The sequence below is a fragment of the Limosilactobacillus rudii genome, assembly GCF_014145455.1.
GTDB classification, from domain to species: Bacteria; Bacillota; Bacilli; order Lactobacillales; family Lactobacillaceae; genus Limosilactobacillus; species Limosilactobacillus rudii.
The window spans coordinates 21,821-42,192 of record NZ_JACIVB010000033.1 but is presented as its reverse complement, the minus strand read 5'-3'; the positions used below and the strand labels follow the sequence as shown (position 1 = coordinate 42,192).

Genomic DNA, 20,372 nt, shown 5'->3' with positions numbered 1-20,372 from the left:
TTATTCAGTGACACCAGTCTTAAAGATTGCAATGCCGTGAACATTGTATTTCTCGTTATTTGTCTTCTTACCACTGGCAACGTCAATGATAAATTGAATAAATTCATCCGCGAGGTCATCCATCGATTCATTCATCAACCGTCCAGCATCAAAATCAATCCACCGTGGCTTCAAATTAGCAATATAAGAATTAGAGGATACCTTCACTGTTGGAACATAAGTAGCAAATGGCGTCCCCCGACCAGTCGTGAACAAAACCATTTGACAATCAGCCGAAGCTTCTGCCGATGACGATACAAGATCATTACCTGGTGCTTGTAGTAAGTTTAGTCCCTTAGTCTTCAGCTTATCACCATATTGCAAAACATCATTGACCGCTGAGGAACCAGACTTTTGCGTACATCCCAGCGACTTATCCTCAAGAGTTGATATTCCTCCCGCTTTATTACCTGGTGATGGGTTTTCATAAATTGGCTGATGGAAACTCTCAAAGTAAGCTTTGAAGTTATTAATCAAATTAACAATTTTATCAAATGTTTCCTTATCTCGCGCTCTTGACATCAAGATTTGTTCTGCACCAAACATTTCAGGAACTTCTGATAAAACGGTCGTCCCACCTTGCGCATCAACGAAATCAGAAAGGCGGCCAAGCAATGGATTGGCGGTAACGCCTGATAGTCCGTCAGAACCTCCACACTTTAGCCCAATCTTTAACTCACTTAATGGCTGTGGTGTCCGTTGATCGTCACTTACCGCATCATTTAACTCTTCAAACAGGTCTAAACCATCCATGATCTCATCGTCGCTATCAGCGGAAGATAAGAACTTAATTCGACGTTCATCAATCCCCCCTGTTGCTTCATTGAGGGCCTGTTTCATTTTTTCTAATTCACTGTCATCAGCACAATCTAAGCCACAAATCAACACGGCACCAGCATTAGGCTGCATTGCGGCATCAACTAAAATCTTCCGTGCATGTTCGTAATTATCTGCAGGGGTATCAAACCCATAGGTATGCTTAAGGGCAATAACATTATCAAAATTACCATTATCCGGATGCAAGGCCTTGAACTCGTCAACTAGCGGATCAAGAGTTTCACTAACAGAACCAACAACTGGGATAATATACAGGTCATTTCGAATCCCTACTTTACCATTTGGCCGTTTGTAACCCATAAAAGTCCGGTTATCTTTCTTAGCCTTAGTATTGATTTCGATTGGGTCGTAATGATAGGTTAGCTCACCGGATAAATTAGTGGCGATATTATGAACGTGTACATGTTCCCCCCGCTTAATATCCTGAGTGGCATGACCGATTGGATATCCATACTTAATGATATCTTCGCCCTTAGCAATATCTTCTAGCGCAATCTTATGTCCACGTGTAATATCTTCAAGAACGGTAACATCGCCATGATTCTTCGTTTTAAGCACTGCCCCTTTTTTGATATCTTGGAGGGCAACAGCGACAATATCGTGGTCGTCCAAAATAATGAAATTGTTCATTATACTCAAACTCCTTCTTATTTCAGAAGTAACAATTATTTGTTAGCTTCCTTTTGAATCCGTTCAAATTCAGCATGGAACTTTTGCGCATTTTCCTTAACTTGATCGTAATCACCATCAGCACCTGGGCCTACTAGGCTACCACCGGCACCAACAACAAAAGCACCAGCATTGAACCATTCTGCCATGTTGTCAAGGGAAACACCACCACTAGGCATAATATTTGCTTGTGGGAATGGGCCTTGTAGTTCTGGAATCATCTTTTGGGTAGCAATCGCACCTGGGAAGATCTTAATAACGTCGGCACCAGTTTCAAGAGCATGTTGAACTTCTGTTGGCGTAAAGCAACCTGGCATGTATGGGACGCAATAGAGGTTACAAAGCTTAGCAACTTCTGGATTATATGAAGGACTAACAATAAACTTTGCTCCTGCAATCATTGCTAAACGAGCTGTTGGCGCATCAAGGACAGTTCCAGCACCGACAACAACTGATGAATCATTAGCATATTCTTCACTAAGCCGCTTAATTGTTACGTCAGCATTTGGTGATGTAAAGGCTAATTCGATTGCTTTTACTCCACCCTCAATACTTGCCTTAGAAATCTTATATGAATTTTCTTCGCTCCGCCCACGAACAACGGCGACAACTCCGGCCTTTTCTACTGCTTTTAATGCTTCAAATTTTGGTAACATAATTAATAATCTCCTTCTTTACGATAAGTGCATTTCGTATTGATAAACTTGTGAACTATTTGCATCAAGGAATAAATTGCCTTCTTTTTGCATCCAATCAACTGGTTCACCTAAAACATCAGGCAAGCCATTAAATGGTTCAATACATAAGAAAGAGCAATCTTCATCTTCCTTAGTCCATAAGCACACATTCTTAAATTGATCGATGTCAAGTTGAATCTGGTGACTGGTTAACGGTGAATAAAGTTTTACACTCTTGATTCCTGAATTGGTAATAATACGCAAGCCAGGTTTAAATGTTTCATAATTAAGTTCCAATAAATTTCCACTAGAATTCAATAATGGTTCCTGCTTTCCCGTCCGGTATGGCGCAGGAGTTTTAACTATTTCATAAACACTTAAATCATCATCTGTGCTAGTGAATCTCACACGGTAATTATCAAATTTACCAACACCATTGATTGGAACATTAAATGCTGGATGCGATCCTAGCGAGAATGGCATTGTCTCTGCCGACTTATTAGTAACTTCAAAGCTTAATGATAATCCAGTACTTAATAAAGTAAAGGTAATTGCTAATTCAAAATCAAACGGATAGAGCTCTTTCGTACGATCATTTGCTTTTAATACTAGGGTTAAAATATTAGGTTCGTGCGTACGAACAGTAAAATCTTCATCAGCAACAAAACCATGCTGAGGCATTGAGTATGTCTTACCATTAAGAACATATTGATCTTTATTTGACCGTCCAATTGCCGGGAAAAGAACAGGAGCATGCTTACCCCATTCTTGACCATTCCAAATGTAGTCAAAGTCAGCTTTCTTATTATAGAGATGGGTCAACTGAGCACCGTGTTCGTCGATTTCAGCACGAAACTCTCTATTTTCAATAATTTGCATTTTGGATCCCCCGTTTATTCCGTGACACCAATCTTAAAAATAGCTAAACCATGTAAACCGGTCTTTTCATTACTTGTCTTTTCACCGTTTGCTACTGCTAAAACATAGTCTAGTAGTTGGTCTGCTGTTGTTGTTTCACCATCAACATCAATCCATCGCTGCTTCTTTTCAGCAAGAGCAGTATTGGACGACACCTTAATTGTTGGCACATAGGTTGAATATGGCGTTCCCTTTCCAGTACTTACGATAACCATTTGACAATCAGCAGAAGCTTCTGCTGAAGAATCAATCAAGTCGTTATTAGGACTTTCAATCAGATTAATTCCCGATTGAGTTAATTTTTGACCATAAGGCACAGCGGTACTTACTTCACCATTGCCGGCAAGTTGCAAAATTGTTAATGCCCGTTCTTTTGCAGTTGAGATGCCAATCTTGTCTTCTTCATCCGTTGGTTCTTTTGCCATTTCGGTATCAAAGTGAGCATAATACTGCTTAAAATTGTCAAAAATTTTTTCAACTTGTGTAGCAGCCTGCTTATTAGTAGTGCGATTAATGATCTCCTGCTTAGCACCTGCTAATGCCGGAATTCCAGTCAAGGTAACGGTTCCACCATTTTCAGTAATGTAACTAGAAACACCAGCAATTAATCGATCAGCAGTGATTGTACTTAATCCATCAGGCCGAACACTTTGTAGTCCAACTTTAAGTTCACTTAATGGCACTGGAACACGGTGATCATTTGCAGCCGCATCATTTAATTCTTCAAGCATCTGCTGAGCATTAGCAAATTCATCCTTTACCTCTTGGGCAACTAAGAACTTCATTCGTTGGTTATCAATACCTTCCATCTGCTCAATTTCGGCCTTCATTCCGTCCATTTGGTTATTTTCACAACCAAGGCCGAATACTAAGACTCCTCCCGCATTAGGATGAAGAGCGGCATCGCACAAGATATGTCTAGTTTGCTCAAAGTCATCACCAAGTTGAGAGCACCCGTATGGATGTTTGAGGAGAATAATATTGTCAAATGAGCCATTGTCAGGGTGCTTAGCTTTAAATTGTTGCACCATTACGTCCATTAAAGGAGTAATGCAACCAACAGTTGGCACAATGTAAAGGTCGTTACGAATACCAACCTTACCGTTTTTCCGCCGGTAACCCATGAAAGTCTTTTGATTTGAGTTTGGTAGCTCAATACTTTCTGCACTCACTGCGTCGGTATCGCTAACATCACTCGTTAAGTTACGCTTATTGACTAACGATCCAGCTGATAAACTGGTTGTTAATTGACCAATTGGCTGACCAAATTTAATAATAGTAGTTCCTTCTTGTGCATCAGTCAATAAAACTTTGTTGCCAACTGGAATATCTTCGTGAATAACCAATTTATTATTGTCAATGTTAATTGTTGACTGCGCCGAAATATCGGTAGTTGCAATGGCTACGTTATCATTTGAATTTAGGATAAGCAGCTTTTTCATAAGATTACTCCTCTGCGTTAATTTCCTGGACAATTTGCCGAGTTCCCTTGTTGCCGATTTCATTGTAATACTTAGTAACTAGGTCTTCTAAGCCCGGAATCTTCGTGAGGTCCTTACCCCAGAAATCAGGGTTAGAAAGCGCAGCATGAATGTAATCGTCAGTACCCTTAATCTTTTCAAATCCGGCAACAATATCAGCAGTGTCATTGATGTCAAATTCTGACTTACCATTGTAAATCCATAAGTAAGCAGCAAGCGCAAGGGTCATCCGTTTTGGCAACTTCCCATACTTTTCGTAATAGCGCTTGTAATTAGGTAACAACCGTGCGCGATACTTTGAAATACTATTAAGCGCTAAAGCACTCAATTGGTGTTTTACATATGGATTTTCAAACCGTTCTTGAATTCCCTTTGCGTAACTTTCAAGTTCATCCTTTGGTAGTGGAACAACTGGAATGATTTCCTTATGCATTTCATCATCAATAAAGCGGTAGAAATCACGGTCAGCCATTACTTGACCAACTGTTTCTAATCCAGCTAACCGACCAATTGGTGACATTGTCGTGTGTGGTCCATTAAGAATGGATACTTTCCGGTTACGGTATGGTTGCATATCATCAGTAACAACAAGATTGATTCCTGCTTCCTTGAGTGGGAGTACTTTTTCAATATCCTTATTCCCTTCGATTACGAAGATTAGGAATGGTTCTGTCTTGACCATGTTTTGGTCCTTGTATCCCCATTCCGCTTCAAGGTCCTTTGCCCGATCACGTGGATAACCAGGGACAATTCGGTCAACCAATGTTGAGTAGAATTCATTGTCATTGTTAATCCAATTTACAAAATCTTCGCCAAGGTTCCATAAGTCAGCGTATTGTAAAATTGTCTTCTTAAGGGCATCACCATTGTGGTTAATTAGCTCACATGGGATAATATGAAAGCCTTTCTTACCAAGTTCAAAGCGATGATAGAGTAAGGCTGTTAATTTAGCTGGATAAGAGCTCTTTTCTCCCTGCTTAATCTTGTCAAGGGTATCATTTTCGTCAAATGCAATCCCAGCTTCGGTAGTATTGGAGAAAATAACTTCAATATTATCATCCTCAGCTAATGCCATATATTTATCATATTCAGTATATGGGTTAACAGTCCCATTGATAGACTCAATAATTTCATGACTTTGTACTTTCTTACCATCAAGAATTCCTTCCAATAAGACAGTGTAAAGGTCGTCTTGAGCATCAAGTTCCTTTACCCGGCCAGTTGGTAGTGGCTGCACTACTTGAACGCCACCCTTAAACAATCCTTGCTTATTCATTTGTTGAATTTGCCAATCGATAAAAGCACGTAAAAAGTTACCTTCACCGAATTGGATCACTTTGTTAGGATATTGTGGTAATTTACGAAAACTATTATTAAGACTTTCCATGATGAAACCCTCCAAAATTAACTGTATAGTTCGTCTAATTTGCTAAAACAACAGTGAGAAGATGTGTAATTCCTCGCAAATTAAGCTGTGCATTGAAGACGTACTCATTATTATAATTACTACAGTTGATGAATGCGCTATCAATCTGTTTTTATTATAGAATGTTAACGTGAAACTTTCAATAGTATTTGGAAGTTTGTACAAAATTGATCAAGTCTTTTTAAAAGAAAAAGGCTATCTAAACGCTAGCCTCCAAGGGTTAACCTATTTATTTAATTGGTAATCAATTGTTTCTTTATTTTTATTCACAATGTTTGTCATCTGGTAACTAATGTCGTGACTATTAGCATTTTTATTGGTAGCATAAATCGAACTTGCGCTTACACCGCCTGCTAATAGTACGCTGGCAACAACTACAACAATCAAACTTTTAATTAAACTCATATAACATTCTCCTCTTCCTTATGTTCACGTGAACAATACATCAACACCATGTATTCTACTACATATATTCCTATATGCAAGAGGAAAATATTCTTTTATTATATAAAACGTTTTAATAACTGATATATTAGTATACTAGAATTGTAACCACTACTCTGCTTTTAGTCAATCCTTTCTTAAAATAAAAGACTCCCTATTTCTGGGAGCCGTACTTAAACTAGCCAAACTTCTCTGTATAATTTCTTAGCAAATCAACCATCGTCATCATTATTGCCCTACCAAAACGCTCTTCTTGATCCGTACCAACCATCGCAAATGCAAATGTAATTCGGTTTCGATAAGTACTAACAGCAACCTGGAACATTGGATATCGGCGGTATGTCCCTAGCATATAGAAATCCTCAATGGAACAACCATTAAAGTGAAATTGGTGGTCATCAATAATACCAAAATTGGTATACGAAATATTACGCACATGGTAGTTATCTTCAACGGTTTGCTGCAATTCACTAAGCGAATACTTATCATAATTATCAATTAGCGATTTAACTGATTGAAAACACTGAAAATTATCTTTATTTTCTTGCATTGCCTGGTGAATTGACCAGACTAGCTTTTCAAAGGGCGCACTTAATTTCGATCGGACCGAAATATTATAACGGGAAGTATGATTCGCAATGCGTAACTGTCCTTTTTTAGGAATAAATTGGCGCATATCAGTCGGACACGCCAATGAAATTGAGTTGGCGTCGGAATAGCGCTGAATTGCCTGACCGAATGCTGCCATAAATAGGTCATTTAATGTAACTTTTTCATGATGGGCAGCCTTTATTAGTTCTTTTCCTTCAGCAGGAGTTAAATTAATTGCTAGCGTTCGCCGAGATTGCTGGTCATCGTCCGCTAATTTAGGCAAACTGAGTGGTTGAGTCGGATGGTCAACCCTATGATCAACCTTTACTGGGTGCTCAGCCAAAAGTTTACGTAGCCAGTCAATATCTTGATGATTCTGACAATTATCAACCACCCCTTCGTTATACGCTTTTGCAAGTAAGTACAGGAATTGCTTTCCGCCAGCACCATCAGTCAGAATATGGCTAAGATAGATTGTCACCCGATTGTGGTTTAAATAAATTCGCAGTTGAGGGTCCGCAAAAAGATCCCATCGCTCGCTATCAATATCAGGATCGATGCCAATAAAAAGAACACCTTCTAAGTCATCAGTAACAGGAATAAATGAGTTATCAGTTAAAGAGTACTTACAAAATAGCTCTGGAACAACCTTTTCCGTTAACATGATTGCCTGTTTAAACCGGTTCACGTCAAAATTACCCTTAACCGTAAAACTAATCCTAATAATTGGATATAGTTCTTTTAACCCAATTGTATGTAAAATATTGAGTGGCTCTCCTGGATACTTCATTTTAATCACCCCTAACAAAAAGGAGCCGTAATTTAACATTTATTACAGCTCCTTATAAATCTAATTAATATTGAAATGGATTTTCGTGCTTATCAAATAATTCTTCTGGTGTAGCATCACTAAAGAAGCCAAAGTATTCATAAGCATTATTGTAGGCAATATCTTGGACAATCTTTCCAAGGTATTCCTTGTCTTCTGGTGCCCGTCCTTGTTCAACAAGGCTACCAATAAAGTTACATAATACACGACGGAAGTATTCGTGCCGTGGATATGAAAGGAAGCTCCGTGAGTCAGTGAGCATTCCGACAAAGTTAGGTAAAAGACTTTGTTGAGCAAAATCACGTAATTGAGTCGTCATTCCCTCAGCAGTATCGTTAAACCACCATGCGGCACCAAGTTGCATCCGTTGCTTACCGCCTTCTAAGAAGCATCCCATTAATGTTACTAACTGCATCCAGTCATTAGGATTTAGTGAGTAGAAGATTGTCTTTGGAATGTCATTTGTATCACGCATCTTAGTATATAGCTTTTGCATATGTGATACGATATCCGGTTGAGTTCCCATTGCATCATAACCAGTATCTTGACCGAGTTGTTTGAACATTGGATGGTTAAGGTCCCGAATTGAATTAATGTGGAATTGCATTGTCCAATTGTACTTAGTGTTCAACTTCATCATTTCTTCAAGGAACATCGTCAACCACTTATCATATTCAATGCCCGTTACTTCTTCATTTGCCTCAGCCTTCTTCATGATTGCATCTAGTTCATCATCTGTTGCTTCAGCGTAATGGTAAGTAAGTAACGAGTGGTCTGATAAACGACCGCCCATTTCATTAAAGTATTGGAACCGTTGATCCATTGCCTTAATCAAATCACGGAATGATTCAATCTTAACACCAGAAACGTCACTAAGCTTCTTGATATATTCAGCAAACGTTGGCTTGTTAATTTGAATTAAGTTGTCTGGCCGCATTGCTGGTAATGTTCGGAAGCCATTTTCCCGTTCATCTTTCTTTAATAATTTGTGGTAATGAAGATCTGATGCAGGATCATCAGTTGTGCAGACAGCCTTAACATTAGAAAGCTTAATAAGGTTACGAGGCTTAAAATCATCCGTTTGCAAAAGCGCATTGGCTTTTTTCCAAACTTCTGGAGCGTTCTTTCTTGTCAAAGGTTCATCGATACCAAAGAACCGCCGAAGTTCGAGGTGCGTCCATTCATAAACCGGGTTACCAACTGCCTTTTCGATTGTTCCAGCCCAGGCTAAGAACTTTTCATAGTCATCAGCATCACCAGTAATTAGGTCTTCTGGAACACCGTTTGCCCGCATCAAGCGCCACTTGTAGTGGTCACCATAGTGGTCTTCGTTGATCCATACCCGTGTAATGTTGGCATAATTTTTGTTTTCATAAATTTCTTCTGGATTTAAATGACAGTGAAAGTCAATGATTGGCATGTCCTTAGCATAGTCAAAGAATAACTTTTTACCCCATTCATTAGTTAACAAAAAATTCTTATCAAGTAATGTCATGATAGATTCCTCCTCATAAAATCTGATCCTTACTGGACGACAAAACCAAACTATTTGACATCTTCGTCACCAATAACACCATGTTCCCACTTACCATTATCAAGGTCAGTAGCAATTTGCTTAAATTTACTATCACTGATTTTATATAAGAAACCAATAATAATTGCGGCCATAATCAAGCAGAAACCTGGATAAAGCGTCATCGCTGCCTTGATACCTTGAAGGGTACGAGCAGTTTGGTGCGCATTAGCAACATAACCGGTAACTGCTAATACACCAGCACTTACCAATGCCGCAATTGATTGCGCAATCTTACGCGAGAAGTTGAAGGCTGCATAGGTAATACCTTCTTTTCGCATTCCAGTATGCCATTCACCATAATCAATCGCGTTAGAAACCATCGCCCAGGTAATACCATTAGGAATTGCTAAGGCAGTATAACCAATCGTAACTAAAACAATGAAAGTGATTACGTTACTTGGTAAGAAGAAATTCAAAATATTAGCAATTGCACCGACAACAAATGACCACATCGCCGTCCGCTTTTGACCAAAGCGTTTTGTTAATGCTGGAATCATAAAGACACCAACAATCGAGCAGCCCATCATTACAGCATTAATAACTGGCTGTAGTCCAATGTTACCTAAATTATATTGAGCATAGAATACCATCATTTGGTTATTAGTATTCATTGCTGAAATCGTGAACAATGTCATTAAAATCAAGGCACCAAGCGGTCCATTAGTAAATACAACTTTGATATAATCTTTGAACCCTTCTCGTTTGGCATTCTTGTCACGGTGAACTTTAACATTTTCCTTGGTTCCTAAATAACAAACAGCAAACATTGCAACACCGATAACAGCAAATACCGCTGCAGCAAAGAAGTAACCGTGAAGTTGATCTTTGCTACTCATACCACCACCGACAAGTTCCATTAATGGAATAAAGGCAACCCCGGCAATAAACTGTGCACCAACAGAACCAACTTGACGAGTAGTCGCCATGAAACTTCGGTCTTGTGGATTCCGCGACATGACCGACGCTAGCGACCCATACGGATCATTAGTAAACGAATAAACAACTCCCCAGATCATATAAACAGCATAAGCATAGATGATCTTTTGGGTGGTCGTCAGTCCCATCGGCATCGTGAAGGTAACCACCGTCATAATTCCCAAAATAATTGCTGAAACCATCATAACAGGGCGGAATTTCCCCCGTTTACCAATATTCTTCCGACCATCGACAAACGAACCAGCAATTGGGTCCATGAAAGCATCAAAAATCTTAGTAAATGCAAAGATTCCTGCAACAGCACCAGCACCGATTCCTGCAGCATCAATCCAGAACTTAGTCAGGTAAGCTTGACCTAAGTCAAACATAAATCCGTTACCAAAATCACCAAAACCATAGAAAATTTTTTGATGGGTTGGAATCTGCTTATTAAAGTTGTCAGTTTTAGCAACTTTACTATTGGCTGAATCTTTTACGGTTGAGTCTTTAACAGATGTGGTATCCAACAGCATGACCTCCCTTAAATTATCAAGAGCATAACGCACACGTGAACATTTACAAATAAAATTAAAAGCTGCCTCTACGCAACTTTATAAACAGTAATTACTGTGAATGATTGCAATCGCTAAGGAAGTTCTATCATTTCAATTTCGAAAGCGATTTCCTTAACACTTGTTATAATACCACATCTTTTTGAAAACGTTAACAACTTTTGTGAAAAAAATAACTAATTTAGTTTTTTTACGGATTCACGAACGACTAAAGATGGCTTTATGTTCAGTGATTGCACCGTTTTAGGACTTTGATTATTAATTAGATCATTTAATGTTTTAATTCCATTGTTTGTGATTTCACGCATTGGCTTCTTGATGGTAGTCAAGCGTGGAATGCAGTAATTTGAATATGAACTATCGTCAAAACCCATGAATGAGATTTGTTCTGGCACACTAAAGCCATAATCTTCACAGGCGCGCATGGCTCCCATTGCCATATCGTCATTGGAAGCAAAAACACATGTTGGGAGCTCACCAAGATTTAAAATTTTCTCCATCGCATTATAACCTGACTTTACGCTATAATCACCAGCTACTACCCACTTGTTATTTAGCGAAATACCGTGCTTTTGTAATGTATCTACAAAACCGGCTAGCCGATTTTGCGACGATGTAAATTCTTCTTTACCAGAAATAATTCCAATTCTTCGGTGTCCCATCCTTAATAAGTACTCGACTGCGGTAACTGTCCCAGAATAATCATCCGACGCATAATTAAAGAGATCCGTTCGTTCTACCTTTCGATTTAAAATAACAACTGGTTTACCCGTATTGGCCAACTGTTCAATATAGACATCATCAGTCGACGATTGACTAACAACTAATGCCCCATCAAACCGTAAATTTATTGCTTGCTTTGACTGACGTAAACTTGCAAAACTATCTACCGCAATCTCATACCCTTTAGGTAGCATTTCTTTTATCTGGTGAAGCATTTCTGACATGAAACTTGGTGAGGTTCCACTATTTAGGTCTGTAAAATAAACCGCAATAATGAAAGATCGATGTTCAACTAAAGCCTTAGCGTTCAAATTTGGCGAATAATTTAATCTTTCAGCAATCTCATGAATTTCTTTCTTAGTTTTCTCTTTCACTAAAGGACTGTCATTCAACGCTCGTGAGACAGTCGTATGCGAAACATTAGCGATTTTAGCAATCGTTTTTATTGTAACTTTATCATTCATAATCCATTCCCCCTCAATTAGATATGTTGTTAGTGTAAATAATAACAAAAGATGATATTGCTTATCAATATTAATGGATTGTGTTTTTAAATTAATCCTTTAATGACAGAATGTTCACGTGAATATAATTTATGATTATTAAAGATTAATATTAAAATATCGTTGAAGAGAAGCTATTAATTCCGTTGGTATATTTTTCGAAGATATTGCCCAATATTGATCAATCAATTTGGTATTAGCCTGATAAGCTCTAAAATCAGCCTTTTGTACAGAGGCTGGATCATCACCCCAATAATGCCATCCATTTTCAAGTAAGTTTGCTGACATATCACAATTAATAAAATAAGCTTTGGCAAATTCTCTCCATGGTCGTCCCAGATAATTATTTTGTTGACTATCATCACAGTTAATCTTACAGTGATAAAAAACAAAACCATATGCTCTTAAATGACTAGTACATGGCGCACAAATATAACTCTCACCCTCATCACTATAAATACTATTTATGATACATTCCACGAATAATGCACTACCGCCGCCAAAGATATAATCAACATTTCCTTGAATAGTACATTTTTGAAAAATATACCTTGTTTTTCCCCGTTTTCTTTTTACAGGAGTATCAGTTATTGTTTTATCCCTATTTATCTTAATCACAGGTCCTAGACATTATGTCCTAATTGTTTGGCTCCCAAGCTATTATTAATAATAACTATTCCGTGACCCAAAATTTCAACATTATTACCGATAATATGAACACGTTGGTTATAAATTCCTGCATGAATATTAATAATTACCTTTTCCGATGATAAGATAACCTTTTGAAATTTATCTAAGATACTTTGAATTCTTTGATTAGGAAAAATATTAATAACTATCATGAGCTCACTCCATTAACAAAAAAGTTGAGTTCTCTTCTTAAACCCAACTTTCAATCACTATTTTAATGTTTAATCTTATCCCTTAATTAATGAAAAGTCGAAACTTGGTTAACAGAATCTGATTTTTCTTGATAACCAACATTATTATTACCATAGCATTGATCATACTTAAATCCGGTAAGGTCTTCAACAACCGCTTTAGTCTTAGGATCAACATCTTCGGGTTTTCCACCTTCATGACGACGTTTAGTTTCATCGTTTAAAATCTTTAAGGTATCACGGTTAACATGCATGTGCTTAGAACTCCAAATACCAAGAACTTCAAGGCCGCAAACACCAACTAAGAGAATTAATACAATTCCCCATTGAGCACTTAATGGCTGAGTTGCACGTCCCTTAACAAATCCAGTTTCTGTAAGGACAAATCCAAGGATAAGCATGATGGTAGCACGCATAATTTTACCCATCATTGTCATAGCACCAGAGTAAATACCTTCACGACGCCGGTTAGTAATGGCCTCATCGACATCAGCCATATATGAGTAATTAGCCCATGGAATGTAGTAAACAGCACCAGTACCAAGGCCATAAACAATACTAATAGCAAAGATCAGCCATGTCATTGAAGTTGCTCCGGCAAACCAAACACAACACCAAGCAATCATCGAAACAATAACAGTTGTTAATGCTAACATGTAAGGTTTTGAAGCTTTACCATACTTTGCAAATACCCACATAATAAAGAATGTTGAAATTAATTGTAAAATATTATTGATTGAATTAATTTCTGAAACAAAGACATTTGTCTGTGCTAAAACAAAAATGAAGAAATATGTGTTGGTGGCAGCGAAAAGCCATTCACCACCGAACCCAAAGGCATACATTCCGATATGCCAACGGAAACTCTTATTCCGCATAGTCGAAACAATATCAACAAAAATCTTTTTAAATCCATCCCAGAAGCCATTAACATGTTCAGACTTAACTTCATCAACCGGCAATTCCCAAGTAACAAGGTATACACATAAAGCAGCTAGAGCCATAACAGCAGCATATGTCAATACTGCCATCTGGTAAGAATGAGGATTATTCTTACCCATTAAGACAAAGAATACACCTGGTAAAGCAGAAGTAACAAAACCAGCAACTTTACCAAAGACTGACATAAATCCAGTCAGTTGTGAACGTTCAGTATAATCCTTGGTCATTTCAACCGGTAAAGTCTTGAACGGAACATTAAACATTGTATAGAACCATTCGTATACCAAGTAAGTAATTAAATAATACGCAAATGACTTACCAGTTTGCCATAACAGGGGGTACCAAAACATTAACGGTACAGTCAAGAGAATAAAGAAACGACGTCGACCAAATTTTCGGCCGGTACGAGTGTTATTAAAGTTATCAGTTATGTAACCCATTAGCGGGTTCTCAATAACATCCAAGTAAGTACCAATTGTAAATATCAATGTTCCTTGCCAAACTGGAAGGTTACAAAAGGTAGTGTAGAAGAATAGTAACCAGGCAGAAGAAATTGACAATGCTCCACCACCGATAAAGTTACCAAAACCATAGCCAAGCTTTGTAATAATCGTAATCCTATGTTTGCCAGAAGGTGAACTGGCAGCAGACCCATTCGAAGACATATTTATCCCTCCATAGTGAATAAACGAAATGATTGCAGAAACTGAATAAGGAAATATAAATATTAGATATTAGATGTTAGCGTTAACATCCACGCCTTCAATATACAACCAATGCTTTTGTTAATCAATGAATTTATGAAAGCGCTTTCTAAAAAATAGTGAAGAATCCCTTTAGAATCAACGGTTAAGCCGTATTTAAAATTTTTTATTATAGTTTTTTGCCTAAAATTGACATACTATGATCAATTCTTTACAATAATCTATGAAAGCGCTTTAGATAATAAAATGTTAACGATAAACTCATGGAGGTTAATAATATGATTGTCGGTGAACAGCCACTAATTCTTCTGGCTAGCAATCAAAATGAAGATAAACAATATATACAAAAAGCTATTAACCAACTTAAAAATAATAATGGCGGTCATTTAATTTTATCTGGGGGGACCTTTTATACTGGCGCACTCCAACTTTGTAGTAATTTGCATTTGACAATCGAAGCAAATGCAAAACTCGTTTTTTCTGATGATCGTCAGGATTACCCAGTTATTACTTCTCGGTGGGAAGGACGTGAGACGTCTCTATATCGCGCTTGCCTCTTTGGTGATCATGTTAATAATATAATTATCGATGGTACAGGAGTTATTAACGGAAACGGTTTTTCGTGGTGGGAAGAGTTTCGTAAGAAAAATAAGCAAGTTCCCCATGCCCGTCCTTATCTCCTTTCAATTGAACACTCTCACCACATAAAAATAAAAGACTTGCAATTTATTAACTCGCCATCATGGACATTACATCCTTTTGACTGTCATGATTGTTTAATTGATGGTATTTACGTAAAAAATCCTTCTGACTCCCCTAATACAGACGGTATCGATCCAGAGTCTTGTCAAAATCTTCGTATTGTTAATTCTGTTTTTGATGTTGGTGACGATTGCATCGCTATAAAAGCAGGGACCGAAGACGCAATGCAAAAGCTTTCCTGTGAAAATGTTGTTATTTCAAACTGCAATATGCTTCACGGACATGGAGGAGTTGTTCTCGGAAGCGAAATGAGTGGCGATATTCGAAATATTGTCATTAATAATTGCACATTTACTAATACTGACCGAGGAATTAGGTTTAAGACTCGTCGTGGTAGAGGTGGCACTATCGAAAATATAGTAATAGCTAATATTTCGATGAACAACATTCTTTGTCCAATAGTAATGAATCTTTACTATTTCTGTGGTGAAAAAGGCAAGGATAAAATTGTCTGGGATAAGGAGCCTCATCCTGTCTCAGCGATAACCCCAGCTATTAAGCACGTTCGCATCTCTCAACTTAGTGTGATGCATATTAGATCTTGCGCTGGCTTAATTTACGGTTTACCTGAAATGCCAATAGAAGATGTAAGCATTTCAAATAGTTCCTTCTACTTTGATTCAGGTTGCGTACCAGCAGAACCAGCTATGTTTGCAGATGCACCAAAACTAACCCAAAAGGGCTTCTTCATCGAAAATACTAAAGACTGCGAATTAACCAATATCACAATGTCAAACAACGATGATCCAGCAGTCTTCCATAATACTGCTAATGAAAATTTGACTCTCAACCTATAAGGAGATTCCACTATGACTAAAGAATATGGCACACCAGCAGATGACTGGGCAGTACAAACAGTTGAAACGCTGTTAAAAAGAGAACCGGAAGTAAATTTAAAAGGAAAATGGGAATATGAGGATGGCTTAATGCTTGATGGCGTTATGGATGTTTACGAAAGAACTCATAATAGTTCTTATTTAGATTATATTAAGCATTACTTTGATACCTATATAAATGAAAATGGTGATGTAAAAGGCTATGATACTAGCCTATTCCGCCTAGATGATATCAATAATGGAAAAGTACTCTTAAGGCTCTATAAATTGACTAAAGATGAAAAATATAAAAAAGTATTAGATAGACAATTCCAGCAATTAAAGAATCAACCAAGAACTTCAAGTAACCTTTTTTGGCATAAAAAGAGTTATCCTAATCAAGTGTGGCTAGACGGAGTATACATGGCTGACGTCTTCTATGCTGAATATTTAGAAAGCTTTCAAGACGACCCTATATATGATGATGTAATCCATCAATTTCTTAAATCATATGATATATCCTTAGACGAAGACACCAGCCTATGCTATCATGCCGTTGATGAGTCTAAAAATATGTATTGGGCTAATAAGACAAATGGTCATTCCCCTCACTTCTGGCTTCGGAGTATTGGATGGTACGTAATGGCAATGACCGATGTTATAGAGCACCTGCCTAAAAACAGCACCGGCAGAAAGCAAATCTTGCAGAATCTCAATAATCTGTTAACCGCATTGAGAAAAATTGCTGACCCGGCTACTAATCTCTGGTATCAAATTCCTGACGAAGGTAGTCGACCAATGAACTATTTAGAATCTTCTGGGAGTTTAATGATTCTTAATGCTATTGCAAAATCACTACGAATGGGTTACCTAACTAGTGACAACTGGCAGCAATTCTTAATTAAAGGATGGGAAAATGCCCTAAAGCAATTTATCTCCATTACCAATGAAGGTTACGTTAACGTTAATAAGATTGCTCACGTCGGCGGCCTAGGCGGTCCCAATCACCGCGACGGCTCTTTTGCCTATTACATGAGTGAACCAATTGTCTCAAATGATCATAAGGGTACTGGTCCTTTCATTATGCTTGCAAACGAAATGTACCATTACTATAAATAAACTAAGATTAGTTCGAAGTAAGTTAAAACTGGCTTCGAACTTTTTGTTATTCCATAACCAAAATCAGCTCATAGCCTTATTTGATTCTAAATAATAAATGACTGCTATAATTATTAAGTGAAAGGAGCGTTCGATCAAATGAATCAAAATTTTCAACCTAAAATTAAACTAAATAACGGATTACTTATTCCCCAACTTGGCCTAGGCGTTTGGAAAACCTCGCTAAACGAAACACAACAAATGGTAAAGAACGCCATTGAAAATGATTATGTACTTATTGATACTGCCAAACAGTATGGCAATGAAGAGGCTGTTGGTCACGGAATCCAAGAAGGGCTAGCAGCAACAGACCGTCAAAGAAATAGTATTTTTTTGACAACTAAAATATTTAATGGTGACCAAGGAGATTATGATAAACTACGAAAAGCTTTTAATCTTCAACTTAAAAAGCTTCAAACTGATTATGTCGACCTTCTCCTTCTCCACTGGCCAGTAAACAACAAATATAATGAAAGTTGGCGGGCACTGCAGGATATCTATGCGGACGGACAAGCAAAAGCAATTGGTGTTTGCAACTTTAACGTTGAACGAATGACCGACCTACTAGCACACGCCAAAGTTACCCCTGCTGTAAATCAAATTGAATTTAACCCCCTTATCCACCAACCAGAAATTGTTGACTTTTGCCATAAGCAAAATATTCAACTTGAAGCATGGTCCCCACTAGGAAATGGACGACTCCTAACAAATGATGTTATTACTAAGATTGCCAAACAACATCATAAAACCCCTGCGCAGGTCATTCTCCGCTGGGAGGTCCAACAAAATTTTGTTATTCTTTCAAAGACGACCCATCCACAAAGAATGCGGGAAAATGCTAATATTTTTAATTTTGCATTAACTGACAGCGAGATAGAAAGTATTAATCAATTAGATCAAGAAAAACATGCTATTTGGTATGACAAGTTTAAGTGGTCGGGTAATCCTGACGGTGTTGATGACTATATTGCTAAGCCAGGGGCGTTTTAAAGTATAATTAAATTAATTATTACTAAAACGTACCATTTTTGTACCACTTCAAAGTAAATTATAGTAACTTGCTAACTATGCTTATGAAAACTCAAGAAATGACGGAAATTGGCTAAAAGCTATTTTTTGTCATTTTTATTTATTTCAGCTATTTAAATCGCCTTTTACCTATTTCACGCTTTATTTTCGCCCAACATTTTGAATGTTATTTGTAAAAGGCGAATATTAGCTGGTAATCACCCTCTTATTGTATTAGAATTATAAGAACTAAATGAAAGTGAGGATATGAACATGAAAGCCGTATTAACTGTTTTGGGAGAAGATCAAGTTGGGATCATTGCACAGGTTAGCACCTTTCTTGCACAAAAAGGGATTAACATTTTAGACGTTTCTCAAACAATTATGGATAATAATTTTGTCATGATGATGTCAGTAATGGTACCTACTAACCTTGATAGTCACGAATTGAACACTGAATTAACTACCCTCGGTAAAAAAATCGGTGTAGAAATCAATCTTCGAAATGCCAAGATATACGATGCAATGCACAGCCTTTAATCTAAGGAGCGGATATTAATGAACTCTCAGCAAATATATGAAACTAGTCATATGATTTCGAATGAAAACCTTGATGTACGAACAATTACAATGGGGATTTCATTACTTGATTGTATTGATAGTGATAGCGACATCGCCTGTCAAAAAATTTATGATAAAATCACAACAAAAGCACGCGATCTTGTTAAGGTTGGTCAGCAAATTGAAAGTGAGTATGGAATTCCCATTGCTAATAAGCGGGTCACGGTTACTCCAATTTCGTTGATTGCGGCTGCTTCTCATGATCATGATTATGTTAAATACGCGAAAACACTGGACAAAGCAGCGAAGACATTAGGGATTGACTTTATTGGGGGTTACAGTGCACTCGTTCAAAAAGGCTATCAAACCGGTGACCGTACCCTTATTTCCTCATTACCGGAAGCATTAGCTGAAACCGATTTTGTCTGTGCTTCAGTAAACGTTGGTTCTACCAGAAGCGGAATTAATATGGACGCTGTTGCTAAAATGGGAGAAGTCGTTGTTGAAGGTTCAAAACGGGACATAATGACTAACGCAAAACTAGTAATTTTTTGTAATGCAGTTGAGGATAATCCCTTCATGGCTGGCGGTTTTCATGGGGTTAGCGAACCTGACGTGGTAATTAATGTTGGTGTATCTGGTCCTGGTGTAATTAAGACAGCCCTCGAAAAAGTTAAGGGAGAGTCAATGGACGTAGTGGCAGAAACAATCAAGAAAACTGCCTTTAAAGTTACCCGAATGGGACAATTAGTCGGCACCCTCGCCGCTGAAAAACTGGGCGTCCAGTTCGGTATTGTCGACCTTTCACTGGCGCCAACCGCGGCTGCAGGTGATTCGGTTGCGGAAGTATTAGAAGAGATCGGTGTTTCCCAAGTTGGAACACATGGTACTACTGCTGCCTTGGCAATGCTTAATGATGCCGTTAAAAAAGGTGGAATTATGGCATGTAGTCATGTTGGAGGGCTTTCAGGTGCATTCATCCCCGTCTCTGAAGACGCCGGAATGATTAAAGCAGTTAATGCTGGAACGTTAAATATTTCCAAGCTTGAAGCAATGACTGCTGTTTGCTCGGTTGGTCTCGACATGATTGCTATTCCCGGTGATACACCCAAAGAAACAATTAGCGCAATGATTGCTGATGAGGCGGCCATCGGGATGATTAACAATAAGACAACCGCGGTCCGTGTCATTCCTGCTCCTGGTAAAAAAGTGGGCGAAACGGTTGAATTTGGCGGTTTACTCGGACACGCTCCTGTAATGGCTGTTAATAAAGCTGCAAGTACTGCCATGATTAAACGCGGGGGCTTAATTCCCGCACCAGTTCATAGTTTTAAGAACTAG

At 38.0% G+C, this 20,372-nt stretch carries 18 protein-coding genes; 5 read left to right on the top strand and 13 right to left on the bottom strand.

Features of this window, described 5'->3' with window-relative positions; genetic code table 11:
- From H5S39_RS02095 to H5S39_RS02035, 13 genes are all read right to left on the bottom strand, one after another.
- Positions 1 to 1,506 (bottom strand): UxaA family hydrolase, encoded by a 1,506-nt coding sequence (locus tag H5S39_RS02095; RefSeq protein ID WP_182595362.1) that lies wholly within the window; start codon positions 1,504 to 1,506, stop codon positions 1 to 3.
- A 35-nt stretch (positions 1,507 to 1,541) separates the two neighbouring features.
- A complete protein-coding gene (locus H5S39_RS02090) occupies positions 1,542 to 2,201 on the bottom strand; it encodes a bifunctional 2-keto-4-hydroxyglutarate aldolase/2-keto-3-deoxy-6-phosphogluconate aldolase (RefSeq protein WP_182595363.1) in 660 nt (219 codons plus the stop codon).
- A gap of 18 nt (positions 2,202 to 2,219) precedes the next feature.
- Positions 2,220 to 3,101, bottom strand: a complete 882-nt coding sequence (locus tag H5S39_RS02085; protein WP_182595364.1) for an aldose 1-epimerase family protein — start codon at positions 3,099 to 3,101, stop codon at positions 2,220 to 2,222.
- A gap of 14 nt (positions 3,102 to 3,115) precedes the next feature.
- Entirely contained in the window at positions 3,116 to 4,582 is a 1,467-nt protein-coding gene (locus H5S39_RS02080; RefSeq protein ID WP_182595365.1) for a UxaA family hydrolase, read from the bottom strand.
- Positions 4,583 to 4,586: 4 nt separating this feature from the next.
- Positions 4,587 to 6,008: a tagaturonate reductase gene (locus tag H5S39_RS02075; protein ID WP_182595366.1), complete on the bottom strand. Its 1,422-nt coding sequence runs from the start codon at positions 6,006 to 6,008 to the stop codon at positions 4,587 to 4,589.
- Positions 6,009 to 6,272: 264 nt separating this feature from the next.
- Positions 6,273 to 6,452, bottom strand: a complete 180-nt coding sequence (locus tag H5S39_RS02070; RefSeq protein WP_182595367.1) for a hypothetical protein — start codon at positions 6,450 to 6,452, stop codon at positions 6,273 to 6,275.
- 217 nt (positions 6,453 to 6,669) lie between these two features.
- Positions 6,670 to 7,872, bottom strand: a complete 1,203-nt coding sequence (locus H5S39_RS02065) for a condensation domain-containing protein (protein ID WP_182595368.1) — start codon at positions 7,870 to 7,872, stop codon at positions 6,670 to 6,672.
- Between the two features lie 64 nt (positions 7,873 to 7,936).
- On the bottom strand, positions 7,937 to 9,406 hold the full coding sequence (gene uxaC / locus H5S39_RS02060) for a glucuronate isomerase (RefSeq protein ID WP_182595369.1): 1,470 nt from the start codon (positions 9,404 to 9,406) through the stop codon (positions 7,937 to 7,939).
- Between the two features lie 50 nt (positions 9,407 to 9,456).
- Entirely contained in the window at positions 9,457 to 10,929 is a 1,473-nt protein-coding gene (locus H5S39_RS02055) for a glycoside-pentoside-hexuronide (GPH):cation symporter (RefSeq protein WP_231832896.1), read from the bottom strand.
- A 221-nt stretch (positions 10,930 to 11,150) separates the two neighbouring features.
- Complete coding sequence (locus H5S39_RS02050; protein ID WP_182595371.1) at positions 11,151 to 12,161, bottom strand: LacI family DNA-binding transcriptional regulator; 1,011 nt, start codon at positions 12,159 to 12,161, stop codon at positions 11,151 to 11,153.
- 138 nt (positions 12,162 to 12,299) lie between these two features.
- Complete coding sequence (locus tag H5S39_RS02045) at positions 12,300 to 12,818, bottom strand: pectinesterase family protein (protein ID WP_182595372.1); 519 nt, start codon at positions 12,816 to 12,818, stop codon at positions 12,300 to 12,302.
- Positions 12,819 to 12,823: 5 nt separating this feature from the next.
- Positions 12,824 to 13,042 (bottom strand): hypothetical protein, encoded by a 219-nt coding sequence (locus H5S39_RS02040; protein ID WP_182595373.1) that lies wholly within the window; start codon positions 13,040 to 13,042, stop codon positions 12,824 to 12,826.
- 86 nt (positions 13,043 to 13,128) lie between these two features.
- Positions 13,129 to 14,688 (bottom strand): MFS transporter, encoded by a 1,560-nt coding sequence (locus H5S39_RS02035; protein WP_182599955.1) that lies wholly within the window; start codon positions 14,686 to 14,688, stop codon positions 13,129 to 13,131.
- Between the two features lie 317 nt (positions 14,689 to 15,005).
- Between H5S39_RS02035 and H5S39_RS02030 the strand changes: the two genes are divergently transcribed.
- From H5S39_RS02030 to H5S39_RS02010, 5 genes are all read left to right on the top strand, one after another.
- Positions 15,006 to 16,286 carry a glycoside hydrolase family 28 protein gene (locus H5S39_RS02030; RefSeq protein ID WP_182595375.1) on the top strand — a complete coding sequence of 427 codons (1,281 nt, stop codon included), beginning with the start codon at positions 15,006 to 15,008 and terminating at the stop codon, positions 16,284 to 16,286.
- A 12-nt stretch (positions 16,287 to 16,298) separates the two neighbouring features.
- Positions 16,299 to 17,423 carry a glycoside hydrolase family 88/105 protein gene (locus H5S39_RS02025; protein WP_182595376.1) on the top strand — a complete coding sequence of 375 codons (1,125 nt, stop codon included), beginning with the start codon at positions 16,299 to 16,301 and terminating at the stop codon, positions 17,421 to 17,423.
- A gap of 138 nt (positions 17,424 to 17,561) precedes the next feature.
- Positions 17,562 to 18,452 (top strand): aldo/keto reductase, encoded by an 891-nt coding sequence (locus H5S39_RS02020; RefSeq protein ID WP_182595377.1) that lies wholly within the window; start codon positions 17,562 to 17,564, stop codon positions 18,450 to 18,452.
- Positions 18,453 to 18,743: 291 nt separating this feature from the next.
- Entirely contained in the window at positions 18,744 to 19,010 is a 267-nt protein-coding gene (locus H5S39_RS02015; RefSeq protein ID WP_182595378.1) for an ACT domain-containing protein, read from the top strand.
- A gap of 18 nt (positions 19,011 to 19,028) precedes the next feature.
- The gene (locus H5S39_RS02010) at positions 19,029 to 20,372 is read left to right on the top strand and encodes a PFL family protein (RefSeq protein WP_182595379.1); all 1,344 of its coding nucleotides are present in this window, start codon (positions 19,029 to 19,031) and stop codon (positions 20,370 to 20,372) included.

What these genes read in the sequence shown, in the direction of transcription:
- H5S39_RS02095 (WP_182595362.1), bottom strand. Translation starts at nt 1,506, where the DNA reads ATGAACAATTTCATTATTTTGGACGACCACGATATTGTCGCTGTTGCC.
- H5S39_RS02090 (WP_182595363.1), bottom strand. Translation starts at nt 2,201, where the DNA reads ATGTTACCAAAATTTGAAGCATTAAAAGCAGTAGAAAAGGCCGGAGTT.
- H5S39_RS02085 (WP_182595364.1), bottom strand. Translation starts at nt 3,101, where the DNA reads ATGCAAATTATTGAAAATAGAGAGTTTCGTGCTGAAATCGACGAACAC.
- H5S39_RS02080 (WP_182595365.1), bottom strand. Translation starts at nt 4,582, where the DNA reads ATGAAAAAGCTGCTTATCCTAAATTCAAATGATAACGTAGCCATTGCA.
- H5S39_RS02075 (WP_182595366.1), bottom strand. Translation starts at nt 6,008, where the DNA reads ATGGAAAGTCTTAATAATAGTTTTCGTAAATTACCACAATATCCTAAC.
- H5S39_RS02070 (WP_182595367.1), bottom strand. Translation starts at nt 6,452, where the DNA reads ATGAGTTTAATTAAAAGTTTGATTGTTGTAGTTGTTGCCAGCGTACTA.
- H5S39_RS02065 (WP_182595368.1), bottom strand. Translation starts at nt 7,872, where the DNA reads ATGAAGTATCCAGGAGAGCCACTCAATATTTTACATACAATTGGGTTA.
- uxaC (WP_182595369.1), bottom strand. Translation starts at nt 9,406, where the DNA reads ATGACATTACTTGATAAGAATTTTTTGTTAACTAATGAATGGGGTAAA.
- H5S39_RS02050 (WP_182595371.1), bottom strand. Translation starts at nt 12,161, where the DNA reads ATGAATGATAAAGTTACAATAAAAACGATTGCTAAAATCGCTAATGTT.
- H5S39_RS02040 (WP_182595373.1), bottom strand. Translation starts at nt 13,042, where the DNA reads ATGATAGTTATTAATATTTTTCCTAATCAAAGAATTCAAAGTATCTTA.
- H5S39_RS02035 (WP_182599955.1), bottom strand. Translation starts at nt 14,688, where the DNA reads ATGTCTTCGAATGGGTCTGCTGCCAGTTCACCTTCTGGCAAACATAGG.
- H5S39_RS02030 (WP_182595375.1), top strand. Translation starts at nt 15,006, where the DNA reads ATGATTGTCGGTGAACAGCCACTAATTCTTCTGGCTAGCAATCAAAAT.
- H5S39_RS02025 (WP_182595376.1), top strand. Translation starts at nt 16,299, where the DNA reads ATGACTAAAGAATATGGCACACCAGCAGATGACTGGGCAGTACAAACA.
- H5S39_RS02020 (WP_182595377.1), top strand. Translation starts at nt 17,562, where the DNA reads ATGAATCAAAATTTTCAACCTAAAATTAAACTAAATAACGGATTACTT.
- H5S39_RS02015 (WP_182595378.1), top strand. Translation starts at nt 18,744, where the DNA reads ATGAAAGCCGTATTAACTGTTTTGGGAGAAGATCAAGTTGGGATCATT.
- H5S39_RS02010 (WP_182595379.1), top strand. Translation starts at nt 19,029, where the DNA reads ATGAACTCTCAGCAAATATATGAAACTAGTCATATGATTTCGAATGAA.